General features: G+C 59.5%; 16 protein-coding genes and 3 pseudogenes. 12 read left to right on the forward strand and 7 right to left on the reverse strand.

The annotated features are described in order from the left end of the window. The first annotated feature begins 175 nt into the window (after window positions 1-175). From ABK249_RS32710 to ABK249_RS32735, 6 genes and pseudogenes are all read left to right on the forward strand, one after another. Window positions 176-1,180 (forward strand): NADPH:quinone oxidoreductase family protein, encoded by a 1,005-nt coding sequence (locus ABK249_RS32710; RefSeq protein WP_210058923.1) that lies wholly within the window; start codon window positions 176-178, stop codon window positions 1,178-1,180. Continuing rightward, window positions 1,177-2,706: a 3-hydroxyacyl-CoA dehydrogenase PaaH gene (paaH, locus tag ABK249_RS32715; RefSeq protein WP_227705963.1), complete on the forward strand. Its 1,530-nt coding sequence runs from the start codon at window positions 1,177-1,179 to the stop codon at window positions 2,704-2,706. The genes ABK249_RS32710 and paaH overlap by 4 nt, the downstream gene beginning before the upstream one ends. 92 nt (window positions 2,707-2,798) lie before the next feature. Continuing rightward, window positions 2,799-3,545 carry an electron transfer flavoprotein subunit beta/FixA family protein gene (locus ABK249_RS32720; RefSeq protein WP_210058924.1) on the forward strand — a complete coding sequence of 249 codons (747 nt, stop codon included), beginning with the start codon at window positions 2,799-2,801 and terminating at the stop codon, window positions 3,543-3,545. 24 nt (window positions 3,546-3,569) lie between these two features. Beyond that, window positions 3,570-4,499, forward strand: a complete 930-nt coding sequence (locus ABK249_RS32725) for an electron transfer flavoprotein subunit alpha/FixB family protein (protein WP_210058925.1) — start codon at window positions 3,570-3,572, stop codon at window positions 4,497-4,499. 22 nt (window positions 4,500-4,521) lie between these two features. Next, window positions 4,522-5,727 (forward strand): 3-oxoadipyl-CoA thiolase, encoded by a 1,206-nt coding sequence (gene pcaF, locus ABK249_RS32730; RefSeq protein ID WP_210058927.1) that lies wholly within the window; start codon window positions 4,522-4,524, stop codon window positions 5,725-5,727. Between the two features lies 1 nt (window position 5,728). Beyond that, a pseudogene (locus ABK249_RS32735) lies at window positions 5,729-7,400 on the forward strand (electron transfer flavoprotein-ubiquinone oxidoreductase). Between the two features lie 197 nt (window positions 7,401-7,597). On the opposite strand, the gene ABK249_RS32740 reads toward ABK249_RS32735, so the two are convergent. Then, window positions 7,598-8,059 carry an Lrp/AsnC family transcriptional regulator gene (locus ABK249_RS32740; protein WP_210058929.1) on the reverse strand — a complete coding sequence of 154 codons (462 nt, stop codon included), beginning with the start codon at window positions 8,057-8,059 and terminating at the stop codon, window positions 7,598-7,600. 172 nt (window positions 8,060-8,231) lie between these two features. Here ABK249_RS32740 and ABK249_RS32745 point away from each other — a divergent pair, with 172 nt between their 5' ends. The 3 genes and pseudogenes from ABK249_RS32745 to ABK249_RS32755 all read left to right on the forward strand — a co-directional run bounded on the left by ABK249_RS32745 (window position 8,232) and on the right by ABK249_RS32755 (window position 11,233). Next, entirely contained in the window at window positions 8,232-9,326 is a 1,095-nt protein-coding gene (locus ABK249_RS32745; RefSeq protein ID WP_227705905.1) for a branched-chain amino acid aminotransferase, read from the forward strand. Between the two features lie 23 nt (window positions 9,327-9,349). After that, entirely contained in the window at window positions 9,350-10,300 is a 951-nt protein-coding gene (locus ABK249_RS32750) for an NAD(P)-dependent oxidoreductase (RefSeq protein ID WP_210058931.1), read from the forward strand. Further along, window positions 10,297-11,233 (forward strand): annotated as a pseudogene (locus ABK249_RS32755) (AEC family transporter). The gene ABK249_RS32750 and the pseudogene ABK249_RS32755 overlap by 4 nt, the downstream one beginning before the upstream one ends. A gap of 48 nt (window positions 11,234-11,281) precedes the next feature. Here the strand turns inward: ABK249_RS32755 and ABK249_RS32760 are convergent. From ABK249_RS32760 to ABK249_RS32785, 6 genes are all read right to left on the reverse strand, one after another. Next, window positions 11,282-11,953 (reverse strand): MarR family winged helix-turn-helix transcriptional regulator, encoded by a 672-nt coding sequence (locus ABK249_RS32760; protein ID WP_227705907.1) that lies wholly within the window; start codon window positions 11,951-11,953, stop codon window positions 11,282-11,284. Between the two features lie 38 nt (window positions 11,954-11,991). Beyond that, window positions 11,992-12,816 (reverse strand): alpha/beta fold hydrolase, encoded by an 825-nt coding sequence (locus ABK249_RS32765; RefSeq protein WP_210058933.1) that lies wholly within the window; start codon window positions 12,814-12,816, stop codon window positions 11,992-11,994. A 42-nt stretch (window positions 12,817-12,858) separates the two neighbouring features. Continuing rightward, window positions 12,859-13,629, reverse strand: a complete 771-nt coding sequence (locus tag ABK249_RS32770; RefSeq protein WP_174004748.1) for an enoyl-CoA hydratase-related protein — start codon at window positions 13,627-13,629, stop codon at window positions 12,859-12,861. 11 nt (window positions 13,630-13,640) lie between these two features. Further along, window positions 13,641-14,408, reverse strand: coding sequence for a glucose 1-dehydrogenase (locus tag ABK249_RS32775; protein WP_210058934.1), 768 nt, complete (start codon window positions 14,406-14,408; stop codon window positions 13,641-13,643). A gap of 14 nt (window positions 14,409-14,422) precedes the next feature. Continuing rightward, complete coding sequence (locus ABK249_RS32780) at window positions 14,423-16,075, reverse strand: AMP-binding protein (RefSeq protein ID WP_210058935.1); 1,653 nt, start codon at window positions 16,073-16,075, stop codon at window positions 14,423-14,425. A 93-nt stretch (window positions 16,076-16,168) separates the two neighbouring features. Continuing rightward, complete coding sequence (locus ABK249_RS32785; protein WP_174004742.1) at window positions 16,169-18,166, reverse strand: NADPH-dependent 2,4-dienoyl-CoA reductase; 1,998 nt, start codon at window positions 18,164-18,166, stop codon at window positions 16,169-16,171. A gap of 319 nt (window positions 18,167-18,485) precedes the next feature. Here ABK249_RS32785 and ABK249_RS32790 point away from each other — a divergent pair, with 319 nt between their 5' ends. The 3 genes and pseudogenes from ABK249_RS32790 to ABK249_RS32800 all read left to right on the forward strand — a co-directional run. Further along, a complete protein-coding gene (locus ABK249_RS32790) occupies window positions 18,486-19,685 on the forward strand; it encodes an ABC transporter substrate-binding protein (RefSeq protein WP_210058936.1) in 1,200 nt (399 codons plus the stop codon). 80 nt (window positions 19,686-19,765) lie between these two features. Further along, window positions 19,766-20,932, forward strand: a complete 1,167-nt coding sequence (locus ABK249_RS32795) for an acyl-CoA dehydrogenase family protein (RefSeq protein ID WP_348864856.1) — start codon at window positions 19,766-19,768, stop codon at window positions 20,930-20,932. An 89-nt stretch (window positions 20,933-21,021) separates the two neighbouring features. Next, a pseudogene (locus tag ABK249_RS32800) lies at window positions 21,022-21,149 on the forward strand (acyl-CoA dehydrogenase family protein); the annotation flags it as partial.

Raw genomic sequence — 21,149 nt, forward strand, 5'->3', positions numbered from 1 at the left:
GCGTGCTCTGTCGACCACATTGCAAGACGGGTTGAAGATCGAAGCCGAGATCTCAACCCTCGCCTTCCAGTCAAAGGACGCGCAGGAAGGCATCACCGCCTTCATCGAAAAACGGACGCCAAACTTCACTGACGCATAAGCGCGTAACGAAATGAAAAGAAGTCGAGGAGGATCGATGCTAAGCTACCGGATTCACGAAACTGGTAACACCGGTTCGGCAAAAATCGAGGACGTCGCCGGCCTTCTTCCAGAGGACGATGAGATCATTGTCGATGTCGCGGCGGCGGCGGTTGGCTTCGTCGATACACTCGTCGTCTCTGGCCGATATCAGAACATTCCACCTACACCTTTCACCCCTGGTATGGAATTCTCAGGCTGGATATCTGCTGTGGGATCGAAAATTGCCGGGTACAACCCGGGCGATCGGGTGACCGCCTATGTGTTGAACGGTGCCTTCGCTCAGCAGGCCAAAGCTAGGGTTGGTGAATTTTATCCGGTCCCTGCCGATGTTCCTCTCGATCAGGCTGCGCTTTTGTGCGGAGCCTATCTGACAGGCTATTTCGCGCTGGTGGAACGCGGGCAGTTCAAGGCTGGCGACACTGTATTGGTCGGCGGAGCAAGTGGAGCGGTCGGGCTGGCAACTGTACAGATAGCCAAGGCGTTGGGAGCCGGGCTGGTGATCGGCACATACCGATCGCCAGAAGACGGAGAGGCGCTCCACGCCGCTGGCACGGATGCTGAGATCGACGTGTCTGGTAGCGACGTCCGCGAAGCTCTTCGGTCCACGGTGCTGGAACTGACCGATGGAAAAGGTGTCGATCTGGTGATCGATCCCATTGGCGGCGAATTCCTGAACGCGGCTCTTCGGTCGATCGCATGGTCCGGCCGTCTCGTCGTGGTGGGGTTCGCAGCCGGCGATATACCCACCATCAAGGTCAACTATCTCCTTCTGAAGAATATAGCGGTCGTAGGATTGGACGTCAGCCAATATCGCAAGCGTGCGGCTGAACGGCTTGCGTTGGCCCAAGGCGAAATTTTCGAGCTGTGGCGTAAAGGTTTGGTAAGGCCGAGAGTCGCCAGACAATTCGCCTTCGAACATATCGGGGAGGCTCTAGACCTCGTTGCCAAGGGTCAGACGCATGGCCGGGCCGTGATCATTCTAGGGGACGGAAAGCTTTGAACGCTCTATCAAAATCCAGTGTTGTCGCTGTCATCGGCGCCGGTGCGATGGGGGCCGGAATTGCCCAGGTCGCCGCACAGGCGGGGCATACCGTTATCCTGTTCGATGCGAAGGAAGGTGCGGCGGACAAGGGTCGGAGCGGTGTGCTGGCAGGGCTCGACAAGCTCGTAGAGAAAGGGAAGTTCGAACAATCGCTGCGCAACGAGGTTGCCGAAAGGATCATCGTAGCGGCATCGCTTGGCGATTTGCGCGATGCGCGCCTTGTCGTGGAAGCAATCGTCGAAAAGCTGGATGTGAAGCGGTCGGTCTTTGCTTCTCTGGAAGAGGTGGTTGCGGACGATTCCATCCTCGCAACGAATACATCGTCGCTGTCCGTTACCGCCATCGCAGCCGGACTAAACCATCCGGAGCGCGTTGCAGGGCTGCATTTTTTCAATCCGGCCCCGGTCATGAAGCTGGTGGAGATCGTCTCCGGTCTGGCGTCGAGCAAGCAGGTGCTCGATACGCTTTTTGAGACTGCGCGGGCCTGGAAGAAGGAACCAGTGCGGGCCACATCCACGCCCGGCTTCATCGTCAACCGCGTCGCTCGCCCCTACTATGCTGAGGGATTGAGGCTTCTCGAAGAGAGGGCGTCCGATGTTGCCAGCATCGATACCATTCTGCGCGAGGCAGGAGGGTTTCGGATGGGTCCGTTCGAGTTGATGGATCTCATCGGCCATGATGTTAACTTCGCCGTCACTAGGTCCGTGTTCGACGCCTATTTCGGTGACCCTCGGTTCCGGCCGTCTTTGGCGCAACAAGAACTGGTCGCCGCAAACTGGCTCGGCCGCAAGACAGGTCGCGGCTTTTACGACTACAATCCGGATGCGCCAAAGCCGCAGGTGCTTTCAATTAAGGGCGGCGCGGCGGTCAAGAGCCTCATCGTTGAAGGCGAAGTCGGTCATTTTGAACCTTTGATCCGGACTGCAGTGTCAAACGGGATACACATCGATCGTCGAGGGGGAGAGGGCTATATCCGGATTGAGGGTTCTACAATCGCTTTCAGTGACGGACGGACGGCAACCGAACGGGTGGCCCAGGGTGGCCCCTCAGACCTCGTCCTTTACGATCTGACGCTCGATTTCGAAAAAGCGTCTCGAATTGCCATCGCAAAGGCGGATCAGGCGCATTCCGATTGCCTGCATTCCGCCGCTGGCTTGTTCGGCTCCCTGGGCAAGACGGTTACAGTTGTCGATGATACGCCCGGCCTTGTCGTGCTGCGCACGGTTGCCATGCTCGCCAATGAGGCATCCGAAGCGGTCTTTAACGGCGTGGCGACCCCGTTCGACGTCGACCGCGCCATGACGCTTGGTGTCAATTATCCGCGTGGACCGCTCGCATGGGCCGATTCTATCGGTGCAGAGCATGTACTTGCAACACTCGAAGCGATTCATGCATCGTACGGCGACGACCGCTACCGACCGTCGCGGTATCTACGTCGCGTCGTCGGTGCCGGCAGGCGTCTTCTGCCCGGTCCTGATCTTTAGCCGCCGACAATGGAGGCTCCGGGACCAGAGTCCGTCCCCGGTTGCTGTTACAAAAGATGCTCCTAAGAGCGAGAGGAAGAAGGAATACTCGATTGAAAATCCTTGTACCGGTTAAGCGGGTCGTTGACTATAATGTAAAGATCCGCGTCAAGGCGGATGGCACAGGCGTCGAGCTCGCCAACGTGAAGATGTCGATGAACCCCTTCGACGAGATTTCGGTTGAAGAGGCTCTGCGTCTCAGGGAAGCAGGCAAGGCCGAAGAGGTCGTCGTCGTTTCCATCGGACCGGCTAAAGCGGAAGAAACCCTTCGCACGGCGCTGGCCATGGGGGCCGACCGCGCCATCCTGATCGAAACCGACGAGACGGTCGAACCGCTGGCCGTTGCCAAGCTTCTGAAGGGTGTTGTCGAAGCAGAGGCCCCCGGCCTCGTCATCCTCGGTAAACAAGCAATCGATGACGACAGCAACCAGACCGGCCAGATGCTCGCAGCTCTTCTCGGCTGGGGTCAGGGCACATTTGCCTCGAAGGTCGAACCTTCTGACGGCAAGGTTGCCGTGACCCGCGAAGTGGACGGCGGCCTGCAAACTGTTTTGCTGAAGCTTCCCGCCATCGTCACCACCGATCTTCGCCTCAACGAACCACGCTACGCTTCGCTGCCCAACATCATGAAGGCGAAGAAGAAGCCGCTCGACAAAAAGAGCGCGGCCGATTTCGGCGTCGACATTGCCCCGCGCCTCAAGGTGCTGAAGACCGAAGAACCGGCTGGCCGCAAGGCTGGCATCAAGGTTGGTTCGGTTGCCGAGCTTGTGTCGAAGCTCAGGGCTGACGGTGTCATCTGAGGTTTAGGGTAGGGAGATTACATTATGGCCATTCTTCTTCTGGCAGAACACGACAACGCAACCCTTTCCGACCAGACGGCAAAGACGCTGACGGCAGCAACCAGAATCGGTGGCGACATCACCATTCTGGTCGCCGGTTCCGGCGCGAAGGCCGCAGCCGATGAGGCCGCCAAGCTTTCCGGCGTTTCCAAGGTGCTTCTGGCTGACGACGCTTTACTGGCCAACCAGCTTGCCGAGCCGCTGGCAGCCTTGATTGTCTCGTTGGCTTCGGGATACGACGTCATGATCGCGCCCGCGACAGCATCGGCCAAGAACGTCATGCCACGCGTCGCCGCGCTGCTCGACGTCGCGCAGATCTCGGAAATCACCGATGTGGTCTCTGGCGACACCTTCAAGCGCCCGATCTATGCTGGCAACGCCATCCAGACGGTTCAGGCGACCGACGCCAAGAAAGTCATCACCGTGCGTACGGCCTCCTTCGCCGCCGCCACCACCGGTGGTTCCGCTTCGGTTGAAAACATTGCAGCTGCTGCGAACCCAGGCGTTTCTTCCTTCGTATCGGATGCGCTTGCCTCCTCCGACCGTCCGGAACTGACGTCGGCGACGATCATCATCTCCGGCGGGCGGGCGCTCGGATCTTTCGGAAAGTTCAGGGAACTCATTCTTCCCGTGGCCGACAAGCTCGGTGCCGCCGTTGGCGCATCGCGCGCCGCCGTCGATGCCGGTTATGCCCCGAACGACTGGCAGGTCGGTCAGACCGGCAAGGTGGTTGCACCGCAGCTTTACATCGCATGCGGCATCTCCGGTGCTATCCAGCATCTGGCCGGCATGAAGGATTCCAAGGTCATCGTCGCCATCAACAAGGACGATGAAGCGCCAATCTTTCAGGTTGCCGATTACGGCCTCGTGGGCGATCTCTTTGACATCCTGCCTGCTTTTGAAAAGGCACTTTGAGCGCTTTCCGGAGGAGCATTCCATGACCGAAGTTTTTATCTGCGATTACATCCGCACGCCCATCGGCCGTTTCGGCGGCGCGCTTTCGTCCGTCCGGGCCGACGATCTCGGAGCGATCCCCCTCAAGGCGCTTGTCGAGCGCAACAAGGCCGTCGACTGGGAAGCCGTCGACGACGTGATCTTCGGCTGCGCCAACCAGGCAGGCGAAGACAACCGTAACGTCGCCCGCATGTCGCTGCTTCTGGCCGGTCTGCCGGTTTCGGTCAGCGGCACCACGATCAACCGCCTGTGCGGCTCCGGCATGGACGCGGTCATCACCGCCGCCCGGGCCATCAAGGCCGGTGAGGCCGACCTGATGATCGCCGGCGGCGTCGAAAGCATGAGCCGCGCCCCGTTCGTCATGCCGAAGGCAGACAGCGCCTTCTCCCGCAAGGCGGAAATCTACGACACCACCATCGGCTGGCGCTTCGTCAACCCGGCAATGAAGGCGCTTTACGGCGTCGATTCCATGCCCGAGACCGGCGACAACGTCGCCATCGACTACCAAGTCTCCCGCAGCGATCAGGATGCCTTTGCCGTGTGCAGTCAGGAAAAGGCTTCCGCCGCCCAGGCCAACGGCCGTCTCGACAAGGAAATCGTTTCCGTCAGCATTCCCCAGAAGAAGGGCGATCCGCTGACGGTGGCGAAGGACGAGCATCCCCGCGCGACCAACGTCGAGGCGCTGGCCAAGCTGAAGCCCCTCAACCGCCTTGACGGCGCAACGGTAACCGCCGGCAACGCGTCGGGCGTCAATGACGGCGCGGCCGCCCTCATCATCGCCTCGGCTGCGGCGGTGAAGAAATACGGCCTCACCCCGATCGCGTGCATCGTCGGTGGTGCGACGGCTGGCGTTCTGCCGCGCATTATGGGCATCGGCCCCGCCACGGCCTCGCAGAAGCTGCTGGCCCGCATCGGCTGGGCCGCAACCGATCTCGATGTCGTCGAACTCAACGAAGCCTTTGCCTCCCAAGGCCTTGCGACGCTCCGCCTGCTCGGGATCGCCGATGACGATCCGCGCGCGAACCCGAACGGCGGGGCGATCGCACTTGGGCACCCGCTCGGCATGTCCGGCGCCCGCATTGCCGGCACGGCAGCCCTCGAACTGTCGCTGACCGGCAAGAAGAAGGCGCTTGCCACGATGTGCATCGGCGTCGGCCAGGGCATCGCCATTGCGCTGGAACGTGTCTGAAATGGATGTGGAAAGCATCCAGGATCTGCCTGAACGAGAGGCAATGGAGTTCGACGTTGTGATCGTGGGGGCTGGTCCTGCCGGGTTGTCGGCTGCGATCCGTTTTAAGCAGATCAATCCTGAGCTTTCCGTTGTGGTGCTGGAAAAGGGTGCGGAGGTTGGTGCGCATATCCTGTCCGGTGCGGTTGTCGATCCGGTCGGCATCGACAGGCTTTTGCCCGGCTGGCGTGAGGAAGAGGAGCACCGGTTCAAAACCGAAGTGAAGGATGATCAGTTCCTGTTTTTAGGCCCTGCCGGTTCGATCCGGCTTCCGAATATGCTGATGCCGCCTTTGATGAACAATCATGGCAACTACATCGTTTCGTTGGGGCTGGTCTGTCGGTGGCTGGCGGAAAAGGCCGAAGCTCTCGGTGTCGAGATCTATCCCGGCTTTGCCGCCAGCGAAGTGCTTTATAACGATGAAGGCGCCGTCATCGGTGTTGCCACTGGCGACATGGGCGTTGAACGAAACGGTGAACACGGCCCGAACTACACCCGTGGCATGGAATTGCTCGGCAAATACACGCTGATCGGTGAGGGTGTGCGTGGTTCTCTTGCCAAGCAGCTTATTGCAAGGTTCGATCTTCAGAAGGATCGCGAACCGCAGAAGTTCGGTATCGGCATCAAGGAACTATGGCAGGTCACACCTGAGAAGCACAGGCAGGGTCTCGTGCAACACTCGTTTGGCTGGCCTCTGGGGTTCAGGACCGGTGGCGGTTCGTTCCTGTATCACCTTGAAGACAATCTGGTTGCCGTCGGTTTCGTGGTGCACCTGAACTACAAGAACCCCTATCTTTATCCGTTCGAGGAATTCCAACGGTTCAATACGCATCCGGCGATCCGCGATACTTTCGAGGGTGGCAAGCGTCTTTCCTATGGTGCGCGCGCCATTACCGAAGGCGGTTACCAGTCGGTGCCGAAACTGACGTTCCCCGGCGGTGCGCTGATCGGCTGTTCGGCCGGTCTGGTCAATGTGCCACGCATCAAGGGCAGTCATAATGCAGTGCTGTCGGGCATGCTGGCGGCTGATAGGATTGCCGATGCGATTGCAGCCGAGCGTGCACAGGGACGAGGTTGTCGGAATCGAGAACGAATGGCGCGATAGCGAGATCGGCAAGGATCTGAAGCGGGTGCGTAACGTCAAACCGCTTTGGTCAAGGTTTGGCACGCTACTAGGGATTGGCCTTGGCGGTCTGGACATGTGGACGAACACGCTGTTCGGCCTTTCCGTCTTCGGCACGCTGAAGCACGGCAAGACGGATGCGCAGAGTCTGGAACCCGCCGCAAAACACAAGCCGATCGCCTATCCCAAGCCTGACGGCGTGTTGACCTTCGACCGGTTGTCATCAGTGTTCATGTCGTCCACCAACCATGAGGAAGACCAGCCGGTGCATCTTCAGGTGAGGGATATGGAATTGCAGAAGCGGTCCGAGCATGATGTTTATGGCGGTCCATCGACACGCTATTGCCCGGCAGGCGTCTATGAATGGGTGGAGAAAGACGGTGAGGAGGTCTATGTGATCAACGCGCAGAACTGCGTGCACTGCAAGACCTGTGACATCAAGGACCCCAACCAGAACATCAACTGGGTGCCGTCACAAGGTGGCGAGGGGCCGGTTTACGCTAGTATGTAGGACGTGTCCCCCAAAAATGGGCTGCAGACTGGGTTTTCTTTCCCTGAAAGATCCGCCCCGCGATGATCATGGGAACCATGACTTCAAAATACTCTCGTCGGCTGTCATCAAGTCGAAATCGCCATGTGGGGCCGCCGACGCTGGACAGGAAACCTATAACGTTCGGCTACCGCTTCATGGGTGAAAGCGAAGGGGTCTCAAACCGGCAATTCCGACGTCAGCTTGATCTTCTGCATGGGGATTTCGGTCTTGACGCTCCGGACCCCCTTGATCCGGGTCAGATGGTTGACCTGGAACCTGCGGTAGTCGTCTAGGTCGGCCGCCACCACGCGGAGAAGAAAATCGCAGTCCCCCGCCATCAGATGGCATTCGACGACGTTTGACAGGCGCCGCACCTGATCCGTGAAATGATCGACAGTCTCGACGTCCTGCCCAGTCAACCAGATCCTGGCAAAGACCGTCAGTCCCAGCCCCACCTTGGATGCATCGACCAGAGCGACGTAGCGTTCGATGATGCCGGCCTCTTCCGGCATCTTGACCCGCCGTGAACAGGGCGAGGGCGACAAGCCGACCTTTTCCGCGAGTTGGACGTTCTGGATAGCGCCGTCCTTCTGAAGCACACGCAGGATGCGTCGGTCGATATCGTCAAATTTGTTCATCGTGATGTGTTCCCTGAACTTTTAGCAGTGAGTGTCGCGATCTGCGACAATTCAGCTCCAGACTGCCAATAAATCAGAAATCCTGGTCATATACGCAAGCAAAATCCACGTAGCTCGGGATAGGTCTTGGTTCAGCGGTGACGATGTCATGTTGCCAAAGGAAATGACGACGATGAACAAGACGAAGCCGACTTTTGATGTGAAGAAAAACCCTAATCCCGTGACCGGTGAACAACGGGAATTGCTGCTTGCCAATCCGGGTTGGGGACGTGTGTTCACCGACCACATGGTCACCATGCGCTACAGCGAGGATCGTGGGTGGCAGGACTGGAGAATCGAACCGCGCAAGGCGCTCGATCTCGATCCAGCCACGAGCGTCCTTCACTACGCGCTCGAGATTTTCGAGGGGATGAAAGCTTATCGGCTGCCCGACGGCGGCGCCACGCTATTTCGTCCACACGCCAACGCCCGCCGATTTCGCAATTCCGCCGAACGGCTTGCCATGGCGGATCTGCCCGAGGACCTTTTTGTCGAGTCGGTGCGGGCGCTGGTGTGTATTGACCGCGAGTGGATCCCGTCGGCCCAAGGGGCCGCGCTCTATTTGCGCCCGTTCATGATCGGCACCGAGGTGGCGCTCGGCACCAAGCCGTCCTGCGATTATATATTCTGTGTCATTGCCTCTCCGGTCGCTTCGTATTTCAAGGGTGACGGACCTGCAGTCACGCTCTGGGTCTCGGAAAATTTCACACGCGCAGCACCCGGTGGGACCGGCGCCGCCAAATGCGGCGGCAATTATGCGGCAAGCCTCGCCGCCCAGGCTGAGGGATTACGCGAGGGATGCGAGCAGGTCGTTTTCCTTGATGCTGTCGAGCGCAGATGGGTTGAGGAACTCGGCGGCATGAACGTCTTCTTCGTCTTCGAAGATGGCTCGCTTCAGACACCGCCGCTTGGCGGCACGATCCTGCCGGGGATTACCCGCGAATCGCTTATCACGTTGGGCCGGCACATGGGCCTGACGGTGCGGGAAGAACGCTATTCGATCGACCAGTGGCAGGAGGATGCCCGAAGCGGCCGACTGACGGAGGCTTTCGCCTGCGGCACGGCCGCCGTGGTGACGCCGATCGGCAAGGTCAAGGGCCGCACGCACGGGTTTACGGTCGGTGACGGCAAGGCTGGTCCGGTCACGCAGCGGCTCAAGGCAGCCTTGACTGACATTCAGTTCGGACGCGCCGATGACAAGCACGGCTGGCTCGACCGGCTGTTTTGATGCAAGGCCGCAACGGAGATTCTATGATGACAGGTACCACGGAAGAAATCGGCTTTATCGGCCTTGGCGTGATGGGCAGGCCGATGGCCCTCAATCTGGTGAAAGCAGGAACACGGCTGATCGTCTGGAACCGCTCACCTGAGCCCCGCGAAGCCTTGCGAGAAGCCGGCGCAACCGCTGTGGCCAGTGTCGATGACGTGTTCGCGCGCACCCGTGTCGTGATCTGCATGCTGGTAAACGAGACGGCGCTTGACGCGGTCCTCAAGCGTGGCACCCTGGGATTCGGCGATCTGGTAAATGGCCATGTCGTCGTGTCGATGGGCTCGAATTCGCCAGAATATTCACGAGCTCTTGCCGCCGACATTAACACAGCCGGCGGTCACTACGTCGAGGCACCCGTTTCGGGCTCTCGCAAGCCCGCAGAGACCGGACAACTCGTCTCACTTCTCGGGGGAGATCCGGACATCGTGGGGGAAGTTCGCCCGCTGCTTTCGCCGATGTGCCGGGAAACGGTCCTCTGCGGTCCGGTCGGCAATGCACTTTTGATGAAGCTGACCGTGAACCTCTATCTGAACGCTATGCTTGCGGCCATGGCCGAGGCCGTTCATTTCGCCGACCGTCACGGTCTGGATCTTCCCACTTTCAAAGCGGCGATCGATTCCGGTCCGATGAATTGCGACTTCACCCGTATGAAGCTGCCGAAGTTCATCGCGCGGGACTTCTCCGTCCAGGCCGCGACGGAAGACGCCTTCAACAGCACACGGCTGATCGCCGATGCAGCGCGCGCTGCCGGGATAGCCACCCCGCTTCTCAATCTGGCAAGCGATCTTTACGGCGAGAGCGTGGGCCTGGGAAACGCCAGGGAGGACATGATCTCTGTGCTTCAGTCCATCGAGGCACGCACCGCGGGGCTCTCCGGGTCGAATGCACGTCCCGCATCGCGTGGTAACGACATACGGGGTCGTCAACTGTGATTTCCGCATTCCTGCTCGTCATTCCCGTCTTCGCCCTGATCTTTGCCGGCTGGCTGGCAGGGCGGACCGGCGTGCTCGGTTCGGCAGCGGCTGGCGAGATCAACCGGTTCGTCGTCTGGCTGGCGCTCCCTGCGATGCTGTTCAACATCATCGCGAGTGCCAATTGGTCCGAGCTCTGGCAACCGGGGTTCATCGCCGTCTTCACACTGAGCGGCCTACTCGCCATGACCGTGGCGATGGCGGTTCGCTTTCGAGGACATCGCAATCTGGCCGACGCGGCAATCGAAGGCCTCAATGCCGGCTATTCCAACATCGGCTTCGTCGGATTCCCGATCGTACTTGCCGCGCTGGGGCAGGAGGCCCTCGTTCCGGCCACGATCGGCTCGATCATCACCATGTGCGTGATCTTCGCCGCCACGATCGTCATCGTCGAGGTGGCCCTTCAGAGCCGGCCCTTCGAGGCGCGCGCTGCCGGCCAAGGTGAGCTGCACTCTGATCCGCAATCCGATCCTCGTCGCTTCCTTGTCCGCGACGGCCTTTCCCATCCTGGGTATCGAATTGCCGGCACCGGCGGAAACGTTTCTGAAACTGCTCGGTGGCGCGGCCGCTCCTTGCGCGCTCGTGGCGCTCGGGTTGTTTCTCGCATCGAAGCGACAGACAACAAGGGAAGGCTATGGCACCGCGATTTTCCTGTCCGGCTGCAAGCTGATCCTGCATCCGCTCCTTGCCTGGCTGCTTGCCCGCTTCGTGTTTCACCTTCCGTCGTTTACGACCGAGGCGGCGGTGCTGCTGGCCGCGCTTCCCGCCGGCACAGGATCGTTCATGTTGGCGGAATTCTATCGGCGGGATGCGCAGGTTTCGTCCAGGACCATTATCCTCTCGACGCTCGCCTCGATTGGAACGCTATCATTGTGCCTGGCCTCACTCCGGTGAAAACTCTGTTGGGAAAGACCGAAACCGGTCGATAGCAATCTCGACCGTCTAGGATCGATTTCTTTTCGGAAGACCCGACTTGGGCAGTTCCACGCCGGCGAGATCCTTCTGCAGCGCGTTGAGATAGTGAACGAGCGCGACACGGTCGTCGAACGAGAAGTGAGCGGTGGCCTGATCGTAGAACTGGAAAATTCGCTGCAGCGTTTCCTGCCAATAGGTGCGGCCGGACGGCGTCAGCTGGACGAGACGGGCACGCTTGTCCCCATCGCCGGTCACCCGCTGTACCAGGCCGTCCCGCTCGAGACGCTTGATCACGCCATCGAGGTTCTGCCGGGTGACGACCAGGTAGTCGCCGAGTTGACCGAAAGGGATGCCCGACGCAAACTTGTCCTGCGAGAGCGCACCGAGCGCCGCCCACTGGACGGTGGTGATGCCGAGCTGCTGCATCGCCTGCCGCTGCAGTTCGTTGCCGAGCTGGAATAGCCGGAAAAAGATCCGGTTGTTGAGCTGGTCGTTTCCGGGATTGCGAGCCGAAGTGGAATTGACAACCTCTCCCGAGACGGCGTCTTCCGCGCCATTTGAGGAACGACGACGCCGGGCCGACGAGCTTGTACGAGACGTTTCTACCATCTGATTGTCCAATACCTCGTCGAAATCGAACCCACGCCTGGGGTCGGTTCTTTCCATGTCCTGGTCTGCCATCGTCTTCACTCTTACCATCAAACTATATTCCGCAGCCTGGAACGGAACGAAAATACTCAGCGACTCTTATATTTGTCTTCGGTTCGGTCTACAGAACATTTCTCCGCCTCGCGCAGAAAATCGACCACCGCCTTCAGTATGGCCGACTCGGCTTCGACGTGAGGATTGTGGCCGCTCTCGGCGAGCTCCAGGATCGATACACACTGCCCCGCACGTTCGCCGATCAGACGAGCGTGTTCCAAAGTTCCGAATGGATCGGTAGAGCCCTGGATCACAAGCAGCGGCAGCCGCAGTTTGTCAAGTTCGCCGACGATTGTCCAATCGCGGAACTCTGGCAGAAGCCAGGTTCGAGCCCATACGAGGAATGCTCCGTCCGGGTCCCGGTGGTATCTGGCGAGCTTCTCGCGCAAGGCAGGATCCGTCTCGTATCGTTGCGACAATGCCGCGACCCCGTCCAGGGTCAGCTTCTCTGCAAACACATGCGGCGCCTCGACGATCGACGAAAGGGCGCGGTCTGGAAATGCCGACGCGAAGAGCAGGGCGATCGTGGCGCCATCGCTATGGCCGTACGGATGGCACCGATCGACGCCGAGGGCGTCGAGCAGCATCGGCAGGAATTGGCGGGCTTCTTCATGCAGGTAGCCGATGTCTCTTGGTCCAGGCAGGGCAGAAGAGGCTCCACAGCCGCGGCGAGAATAGGCTAGCGCTGGATGACCGGTGGCCATCGCCACCTTTGTCGGAAAGGCCTTCCAGTCGGCCACGCACCCAAAACCATGATGCAGGAAAACGATCGGCGCCGTTGAGAGCCGATCGTCTTCTCGTGGTGCCGGCGGGAACCAAGCATATTCGATCAGGGCGCCGCCGACTTCGATCTTCTGCATGCCGGGTTCCCTTCTGGTTCGCCCAATCAGTGCTGGAGCGCCTCAGCGAAACTTTGGTGGGCGCTTTTCGAGGAAGGCCTTCACACCCTCCTTGGACTCCTCGGTCTGGTAAAACAGGCTCAGCGCCTGCATGCCGATACCGGAGATGCCGCGGATCGATTCCGAGTCGAGATTAAACGACTTCTTCGCGATCGCGATCGCCGTAGGACTGAGCGCCGCGATTTCTGCGCACCAGCGATCCACTTCCGCATCCAGCTCCTCCGGCGCCACCACCGCGTTGATCAGACCCATTTGCAGGGCCTGTTCAGCCGGATAGCGCCGGCACAGCATCCAGATTTCTCGGGCTTTCTTTTCACCGACCACGCGAGCCAGCAAGGCCGTTCCGAAGCCTGGATCGACTGATCCTACCTTCGGTCCAACCTGCCCGAACACGGCGGTCGATGAAGCGATCGCTAGGTCGCAACATGTCACGAGGACGTTACCTCCGCCGATGGCGAAACCATTCACGCGCGCGATAACTGGCTTCGGCGCATCCCGGATGACGGACTGAAGTTCCTCCACCGGCAGACCGATCGTGCCACGCCCGTCATAGGCGCCGTCATGCGCAGACTGGTCCCCCCCGGTGCAGAACGCTTTTGGACCGGCCCCCGTCAGTACGATCGCGGCGATCGCCTTGTCCCAGCTTGCCTTGTTGATCGCATGAATCAACTCCTCGCAAGTCTGGCCACGAAAAGCGTTATACTTTTCCGGTCGGTTGATGGTGATCCAGGCCGCGGCTTCCCGGACGTCATAAATGATATCTTGATAGTCCATATTTTCGCTCCTTACCCGTGCATCGTCAGGCCGCCGGACACGCTGATGACCTGGCCGGTGATGAAATCCGCGTCGCTGCTCGCGAAGAATGCGACCATGCCGGGAATATCGTCTGGCTGGCCAAGACGCTTGAGCGGGATAGCCTTCTGAAGCTTGTCGTAGATCGTCTGGCCGTATTCGCCTTCGCCGACGAACGAACGCAGCAGGGCCGTATCGGTAGGGCCGGGGCATACCACGTTGACCCGGACATTGTCGCGGGCGCATTCGCGGGCGACCGTCTTGGAAAAGGCAATGAGACCGCCTTTGCAGGCTGAATAAACGGACTCGCCGGAGGAACCTACGCGGCCGGCGTCCGACGCGATGTTGATTACCTTGCCGCCACCAGCTGCAATCAGATGCGGAAGCACCGCCTTGTGCAGATTGAGCGGACCACGCAGATTGATCGAAATGATCTTGTCCCATAGTTCGGGTTCGGTATCGAGGAAGGGTTTGGCGATGTCCCATCCGGCATTGTTGACGAGGACGTCGATCTTGCCGAAATGCGCGACGGCCTCGGCAACGGCCGAGACGACTTCCTCGAAGCTTGTGATGTCAAATGCCAGCGGCAGGACATCGCCACCGCGGCTGTTAAGTTCACCGGCAAACTCGCTAAGGGACGCATCGTTGACGTCCGCCGCAATGAGCTTGACACCCTCATCGACGAATCGATTGCAGATCGCCCGGCCGATACCGCCTGCGGCGCCGGTCACGAGCGCGACGCGCTCTTTCAAACCTCTCATTTATCTACTCCACTCTACGAGCGTGAGGCGCTCTGTTCGCTTTGTTGAATAAGTTGGCGCAGTCTGAATTTCTGCACTTTCCCGGTGGCCGTCCTTTCGATCGGCCCGAAGATCACGTGGTCCGGCACCTTGTATTTGGCGAGACGCGCGCGACAAAAATCGAGCAACTCCTTCTCCGTGATCTGGTTCGAGGAGCCCGGTTTCAGCTCCACAAAGGCGCAGGGACGTTCGCCCCAGCGGTCGCTATGCATGGCGACGACGGCAGCATAAGACACGGCCGGATGCTTGAAGAGGACATCCTCGATCTCAATCGATGAGATGTTCTCGCCGCCGGAGATGATGATGTCTTTCGTGCGGTCCTTGATTTCGACGTACCCGTCCTCATGAACCACGGCGAGGTCGCCTGTGTGATACCAGCCGCCCCTGAAAGCCTCTTCCGTTGCCTCCGGGTTCTTCAGGTAACCTTTCATTCCGATGCTGCCACGAAAGAGGATTTCGCCGATCGCGGAGCCATTGTGTGGAACGGGTTCCAGTGTGACCGGATCGGCAACCACCAGTGCGTCAGTCACAGCGGTCCGCACACCTTGACGGGCCATTTTCTTCGATCGATCGTCAGGCCCGAGATCGTCCCATTCACGGTGCCAGTCGCAAAGCGTCGTCACACTATGCAGCTCCGTCGAGCCGTAGACATGTCGGACGACAAAGCCGAGCGTCTCGGTTTCCTTCAACACAGCCGCAGGGGGAGCAGCACCCGCTGTCATGACGGCAACTGGTCGCTCCAACGTCCGGCCGGCAGCCTTTCCACTCTCGATCAGCATACCAAGCACGGTCGGCGCTCCGCATAGATGCGTTACGCCATGCGTCCGTATCGCCTCGAAAATCTCCTCGGGAATAACCTTGCGCAGGCATACATGGGTTCCGCCGACAGCAGCGATCGCCCAGGAGAAGCACCAGCCGTTGCAATGGAACATCGGCAGAGTCCAGAGATAGACAGAGTCGGCATCCATCTTGTGATGAAGAAGCTGTCCAAGCGAGATCAGATAGGCGCCACGATGATGATAGAGCACACCTTTCGGATTTCCCGTGGTGCCTGACGTGTAGTTGAGGGCAATTGCCTCGAATTCATCCTCGGGCCAATAGGTCGGTTCGTCCGCGTGCCCGCGCTCAAGGAATTCTTCGTAGGTGTAGTAGCCGATCCGCTTGCCGCCCTCCGCGAGCGAATCCTCGATGTCGACGACAACCGGTTTGCTTTTCATGAGGGCAAGCGCCTCTTCTGCGATATCGCTGAACTGCTTGTCGACCAGGAATACCTTGGCTTCACAGTGTTCGAGGATTAAGGCGATGGCCGCCGCGTCCAGACGGATGTTCAGCGTGTTGAGAAGGCCGCCCGACATAGGCACGCCGAAATGTGCCTCCAGCATCGCCGGCGTATTGGGGGAGAGGATCGCGACTGCGTCACCCTTGCGGATTCCCGTCCGCATCAGCGCGGACGCGAGCTGCTTGCAGCGTTTGGCGTATTGCCGCCACGTGTAATGTTCCTCCCCGTGGACGATCGCCACCCGATCCGGAAACACATCGGCGGCGCGCAACAGGAAGTTCAGCGGTGTCAAAGGGCGGTAGTTGGCGGGCCTTCGCTGCAGAAAAGGTTCATCCAGATTCAATGTCACGTTCTTCCTCCTAAAAAACAACACATATTGCTTGTCGGGGCTCGCCTTCAGAGCCCGCATCCAACGGTTGCAAGCCTTCCTTCAGTCAGTCACTCAGACCCGATTTCCCACAAGAGTTCCCTCGAACATCGCGCGTTTCGCATCGAGTTCGCCGGCGCGTTTCGCACCGCCAATGACATGCACCGACTGCCCACGAGCCTCCAGTTCGTCTGCCAGACCACGGACCGATTCCTGCCCCGCACACACGACTATGGTGTCGGCCGGGATGATCTTGACCTCGTCCTGAACCTGGATGTGCAATCCCTCGGCATCGATCTTCAGATATCTGGCCTCGCCGATCTGACGAACTCCAAGGTCTTTCAATTCCTTCCTGAGTATCCAGCCGGTGCTCTTGCCGAGTGTGCGCCCGAAGTGACCGGGAGAGCGTTTGACCATGGTAACCGTGCGCTGAGCCGGATGCGGATGGGGACTGCCCTTCACGCCCCAGCGATCCTCGAAATCGGCAACAGATTGGGGTTCGTGGCCGTCGCCAAGCGCAACGAAGAGCGCCACGTCATGGCCGATACCGCCAGCACCAATGACGACGACACGCTGTCCGGTCTTGACCGAACCGTCGAGAATGCTGGTATATCCGACAACCCGGGGATCGTCGGCACCCGGAATGTCCAGCAAACGGGGTGCGACGCCGGTCGAGACGATCACGTCGTCGAAATTCTCACGGCAAAGCGCTTCGCTGCTGATGCGCTGGCCAGTGTGGACATGGACACCGGCTTCATCGAGCTGCCTCTTGAAGCTCTCGATCGCCCGACCGTAGTCTTCCTTGCCCGGCACGCGCGCAGCCAGCGTGAACTGTCCACCGATTTCCGGTCCAGCCTCGTAGAGCGTAACGTCGTGGCCACGGTTGCCGGCCTCCAGCGCCGCAGAAATGCCAGCCACACCGCCCCCAACGACCGCGATCCTTTTGGATCGCTCTGCCGGCAGATCGGAAAATTCACCCTCGCGCGCAGCTCTTGGATTGACCAGGCAACTGATGACCTGATCGGTGAAATAGTGATCGAGACAGGCCTGGTTGCAGGCGATGCAGATATTGATCAGATCCGGCCGCCCGCTTTCCACCTTCTTGACAAAGGCAGGGTCCGCCAGGAACGGACGGGCCATCGAAATGAGGTCCGCAGAACCATCGTCCACGAGCCGTTCCGCATCCTCTGGAAGATTGATCCGATTGCTCGCGGTAACGGGAATACTGACGGCGGCCTTGATGCGGCGAGTTGCCTCGGCGAAGGCGGCGTGCGGGACTGTGCCCGCGATCGTCGGCACCGTCGATTCATGCCACCCGACACCCGTCGACAGACAGTCGGCGCCGGCTTTTTCGACCTGCTGCGCGAGCCAGACCGTTTCCTCGTCGTTCAGCCCACCTTCGATCAGTTCAAGTGCAGAGATGCGATAGGAAAGGATCGGTCCGTTGCCTATCGCAGCACGAACAGCCCGAATTACGGAGAGCGGAAATCGGGCGCGGTTTTCAAGTGAACCGCCCCACGAATCCTCCCGTTTGTTGGTGCGGACGGCCAGAAACTGGCTAATCAGATAGCCTTCCGAGCCCATCACCTCGACGCCGTCGTAACCAGCCCCGGAGGCAAGCTGGGCTGTATTGGCGTAGGCGGCGATCGTTTCCTCGATCTCAAAAGGTGACAACTCGCGGGGAGCGTCGCGATTGATGGGGGACTTGATCGCTGAAGGTGCGACAATCGCCGGATGATATCCATAGCGTCCAGCGTGCAGGATTTGCAGCAGAATGCGGCCGCCGGCAGCGTGGACCGCGTTTGTAATCTTTCGGTGATCCTCAACCTGATCGGAAAACTCGAAGGTCCCCGGCTCGTCCTTCATGCGCCCGGCGAATGAAGGCGCAAATCCGCCGGTGACGATCAACCCGACACCTCCTTTTGCGCGCTCGGCGTAGAACCGGCCAAGCTCCTCAAATCGCTCCGGATGGCATTCGAGACCTGTGTGCATCGATCCCATTACGACGCGATTGCCCAATGTCACGTTGCCCACGCGGATAGGCTTAAGCAGAGCGGAATATCCGTCCCTCATCGAAACTGCTCCTCCCAACACCAACGCCTCCCTCCTGCCGGGAGACCATCGTGCCATAAGACCTAGATCGGGGCGAAAACTATGTCAATATCGTTGCGCATATAACCGCAGATCTCACTGGCCACCGATACCGATGGACGTTTAGTTTGCTCTAAAATAGCCATATCAGTAGAGCATTCTCTGCTTTTCTACTTGTGCGGTGCACAATGGAAATTCTGTGCGGTCAAAAAAATAGATCAACATATTGACATTGATTAGGCCGTTTCGCTACCTTGTTCACGGCGGTCCCCGTGGCCGTTTTCTTTGGGAGGAGATGGAAATGAAATTGAAAGGTCTGTTGCTTGCCTGTGCGCTCGTGTCGCTTCACGACCCGGCCTGGGCTGAAACCGCTGTCAAGCTTGGGGTCTTGACAGATCTCAGCGGCCCATACGCGGATTTGTCTGGGAAGGGCTCGGTCATCGCAACGCAGATGGCTGCGGAGGAGTTTCAGAAGTCGCATCCTGATTTCAAAATTGAAGTGATCTCGGCGGACCATCAGAACAAGCCCGACGTCGGGTCAGCCGTCGTTCGCAAATGGTTCGACCAGGACGGCGTCGATGCCGTCGTCGACGTCGCGAGTTCTGCAGTTGCGCTGGCGGTCAGCAAATTGGCTGCGGACAGCGACAAGGTCTTTCTCGCATCCGGCCCGGCAAGCTCGGACATCACCAACAAGTCTTGCTCGGCCAACACCGTTCAGTGGACCTACGACACCTATGCCCTGAGCAAGGGCACGGGCGACGCTCTCGCACGCTCGGGCGGCGACAAGTGGTTCTTCGTGACAGCCGACTACGCTTTCGGTCACGCAATGGAGCGCGACACGTCACGCTTCGTCGAGGCCGCGGGCGGCAAGGTGTTGGGAAGCGTCCGGCACCCGATCAACACCCCGGACTTCTCATCCTACTTGCTGCAAGCACAGTCGTCCGGGGCCAACGTTGTGGGGTTGGCCAATGCCGGCGCGGATACGATCAATGCTGTGAAGCAAGCCGCCGAGTTCGGATTGACTGCCAGCGGGATCAAGCTTGCCGGTCTTCTGGTATTCATCACCGATGTTCACAGTCTCGGCATCCAAACGGCGCAGGGCCTCGTCGTCACCGAGGCCTTCTACTGGGATCTGAACGACGGCACCCGCGCGTTTTCAACAAGATTTGCGGAGCGGGCTGGCGGGAAGATGCCCGGCCAGGTCCATGCCGGCGCCTACTCAGCCACACTTCACTATCTGAAGGCGCTGGCAGCCGTAGGATCGAAGACCGACGGCAGGGCTGTGGTGGCGAAAATGGAAGAGCTGCCGACCGAGGATGAAGCTTTCGGCAAGGGCACTGTCCGAAAGGATGGGCGCAAGCTGCACGACATGTATCTGTTCGAGGTCAAGAAGCCCGAGGATTCGAAGACCCCCTGGGACCTCTACAATAAGCTCGCCACCATTCCGGCCGATCAGGCCTTCCGGCCTGTTTCCGAGAGTGAGTGCGCGCTCCTTCGCTAAGAGCCCGCGTCTGAAACACTGCCTGCGCGGGATGCGCGGGCAGTAAGCCCGCATCCGAAATTGAGATGGATCTCTACGTTATGAAGTTGTTTGCGCATTTTGAGCAGTCGCGTTCATGGTCCGACGAAGAAGCCATGATTATCGAGCAGGTGTCCCGGCTAGCGGCGGAGGTGATCGCACCGAATGCTGACAGGTTCGACGAGGGCAAGGAATTTCCGTGGGAAAATTTCGGCCTCTTCAAGGATATTGGGCTGAACGGTATTTTTGTACCCGAAGAATATGGTGGTTCACCGGTCAGCTACCGCTGCTTCCTTGAAATTGTCCGCCTCATCTCCGAGGCTTGCGCATCGACCGGCATCATCTTCGGAACCACCGGCGCGGTGGTCAAACCCATTCTCCAGTTCGGGACAGAAGAGCAGAAGCAGCGCTTGTTGCCGGTCATTGCCGGAGGCGGGCTCGGCGCCATGGCGATTACCGAGCCGCATGCGGGCTCCGACGGTTCGAACATCCGCACCAGATTCCAGCCGGATGGCGACGAGATCGTCATTAATGGGGGTAAAATCTTCATCACGACCGGCGACGTCGCCGATGTGCTCCTTCTGTTCGGGAAGTGGAGCGAACTGGAGGATTCCTCCAAGGGGGTCTCTGCCGTCATCGTGGAAAAAGGCACGCCCGGCTTCGACATCGTGCGCCTCGAATCTAAAATGGGCACGAACGCCTCGTCCACGGCCGAGCTAGCCTTCAACGATTGCCGCATCCCGCGCGCCAACCTTCTTGGCAATCCCGGTGACGGCATGAAGATCATGCTAAACGTCCTCAACAAGTCCCGTCCGAGCGTCGGCGCTCAGGCGTTAGGCATCGCCTCTGCTGCATTCAATGATGCGGTCGCCTACGCGAACGAGCGCCAGCAGGGCGGTAGAAAGATCATCGGACACCAGGCGATCGCCTTCATGCTTGCCGATCTCGCCATCGAGCTCCTCGCAACGCGGGTTCTGCTGGATCATGTCGGCCGCCTTGTCGACGAAGGCGTCGAAGACATCAGCGTCGAAGCCTCGACCATAAAGGTGAAGGCGTCGGACCTGGCCATGCGGATGACGACGGACGCCGTTCAGGTCTTCGGGGGGCACGGCTACGTTCGAGGCAACCGCGTCGAACGGCTGATGCGCGAAGCCAAAGTTACCCAGATCTGGGAAGGTACCAACCAGATTCAGAGACAAGTCATCAGTCGTGATCTGGTCGCGCGCTAGGTGGAATTTCAAATGGAAGGAGGGCTTTCGATGGCCCTAACACAGATACATTCAACGTGCTCCTGGAGACGGTCAGCCGCTTTGTCACCGAGCTCGTTCAGGCGATGCTGGCCGACAGTGAGGCCGACACCTATGCGGCGCGTTGTATGATCCTTGACGCGGCCGCCCGTCGCGACCTTGGGGAAAACACCACCAAGGTTGCGGCTTGCGCGAAAAT

It is taken from the genome of Neorhizobium phenanthreniclasticum (genome assembly GCF_040066075.1).
Classification (GTDB): domain Bacteria; phylum Pseudomonadota; class Alphaproteobacteria; order Rhizobiales; family Rhizobiaceae; genus Neorhizobium; species Neorhizobium petrolearium.

What these genes read in the sequence shown, in the direction of transcription:
- ABK249_RS32795 (WP_348864856.1), top strand. Translation starts at nt 19,766, where the DNA reads ATGAAGTTGTTTGCGCATTTTGAGCAGTCGCGTTCATGGTCCGACGAA.
- pcaF (WP_210058927.1), top strand. Translation starts at nt 4,522, where the DNA reads ATGACCGAAGTTTTTATCTGCGATTACATCCGCACGCCCATCGGCCGT.
- ABK249_RS32745 (WP_227705905.1), top strand. Translation starts at nt 8,232, where the DNA reads ATGAACAAGACGAAGCCGACTTTTGATGTGAAGAAAAACCCTAATCCC.
- ABK249_RS32760 (WP_227705907.1), bottom strand. Translation starts at nt 11,953, where the DNA reads ATGGTAAGAGTGAAGACGATGGCAGACCAGGACATGGAAAGAACCGAC.
- ABK249_RS32725 (WP_210058925.1), top strand. Translation starts at nt 3,570, where the DNA reads ATGGCCATTCTTCTTCTGGCAGAACACGACAACGCAACCCTTTCCGAC.
- ABK249_RS32750 (WP_210058931.1), top strand. Translation starts at nt 9,350, where the DNA reads ATGATGACAGGTACCACGGAAGAAATCGGCTTTATCGGCCTTGGCGTG.
- ABK249_RS32770 (WP_174004748.1), bottom strand. Translation starts at nt 13,629, where the DNA reads ATGGACTATCAAGATATCATTTATGACGTCCGGGAAGCCGCGGCCTGG.
- ABK249_RS32785 (WP_174004742.1), bottom strand. Translation starts at nt 18,166, where the DNA reads ATGAGGGACGGATATTCCGCTCTGCTTAAGCCTATCCGCGTGGGCAAC.
- ABK249_RS32790 (WP_210058936.1), top strand. Translation starts at nt 18,486, where the DNA reads ATGAAATTGAAAGGTCTGTTGCTTGCCTGTGCGCTCGTGTCGCTTCAC.
- ABK249_RS32740 (WP_210058929.1), bottom strand. Translation starts at nt 8,059, where the DNA reads ATGAACAAATTTGACGATATCGACCGACGCATCCTGCGTGTGCTTCAG.
- ABK249_RS32710 (WP_210058923.1), top strand. Translation starts at nt 176, where the DNA reads ATGCTAAGCTACCGGATTCACGAAACTGGTAACACCGGTTCGGCAAAA.
- ABK249_RS32775 (WP_210058934.1), bottom strand. Translation starts at nt 14,408, where the DNA reads ATGAGAGGTTTGAAAGAGCGCGTCGCGCTCGTGACCGGCGCCGCAGGC.
- ABK249_RS32765 (WP_210058933.1), bottom strand. Translation starts at nt 12,816, where the DNA reads ATGCAGAAGATCGAAGTCGGCGGCGCCCTGATCGAATATGCTTGGTTC.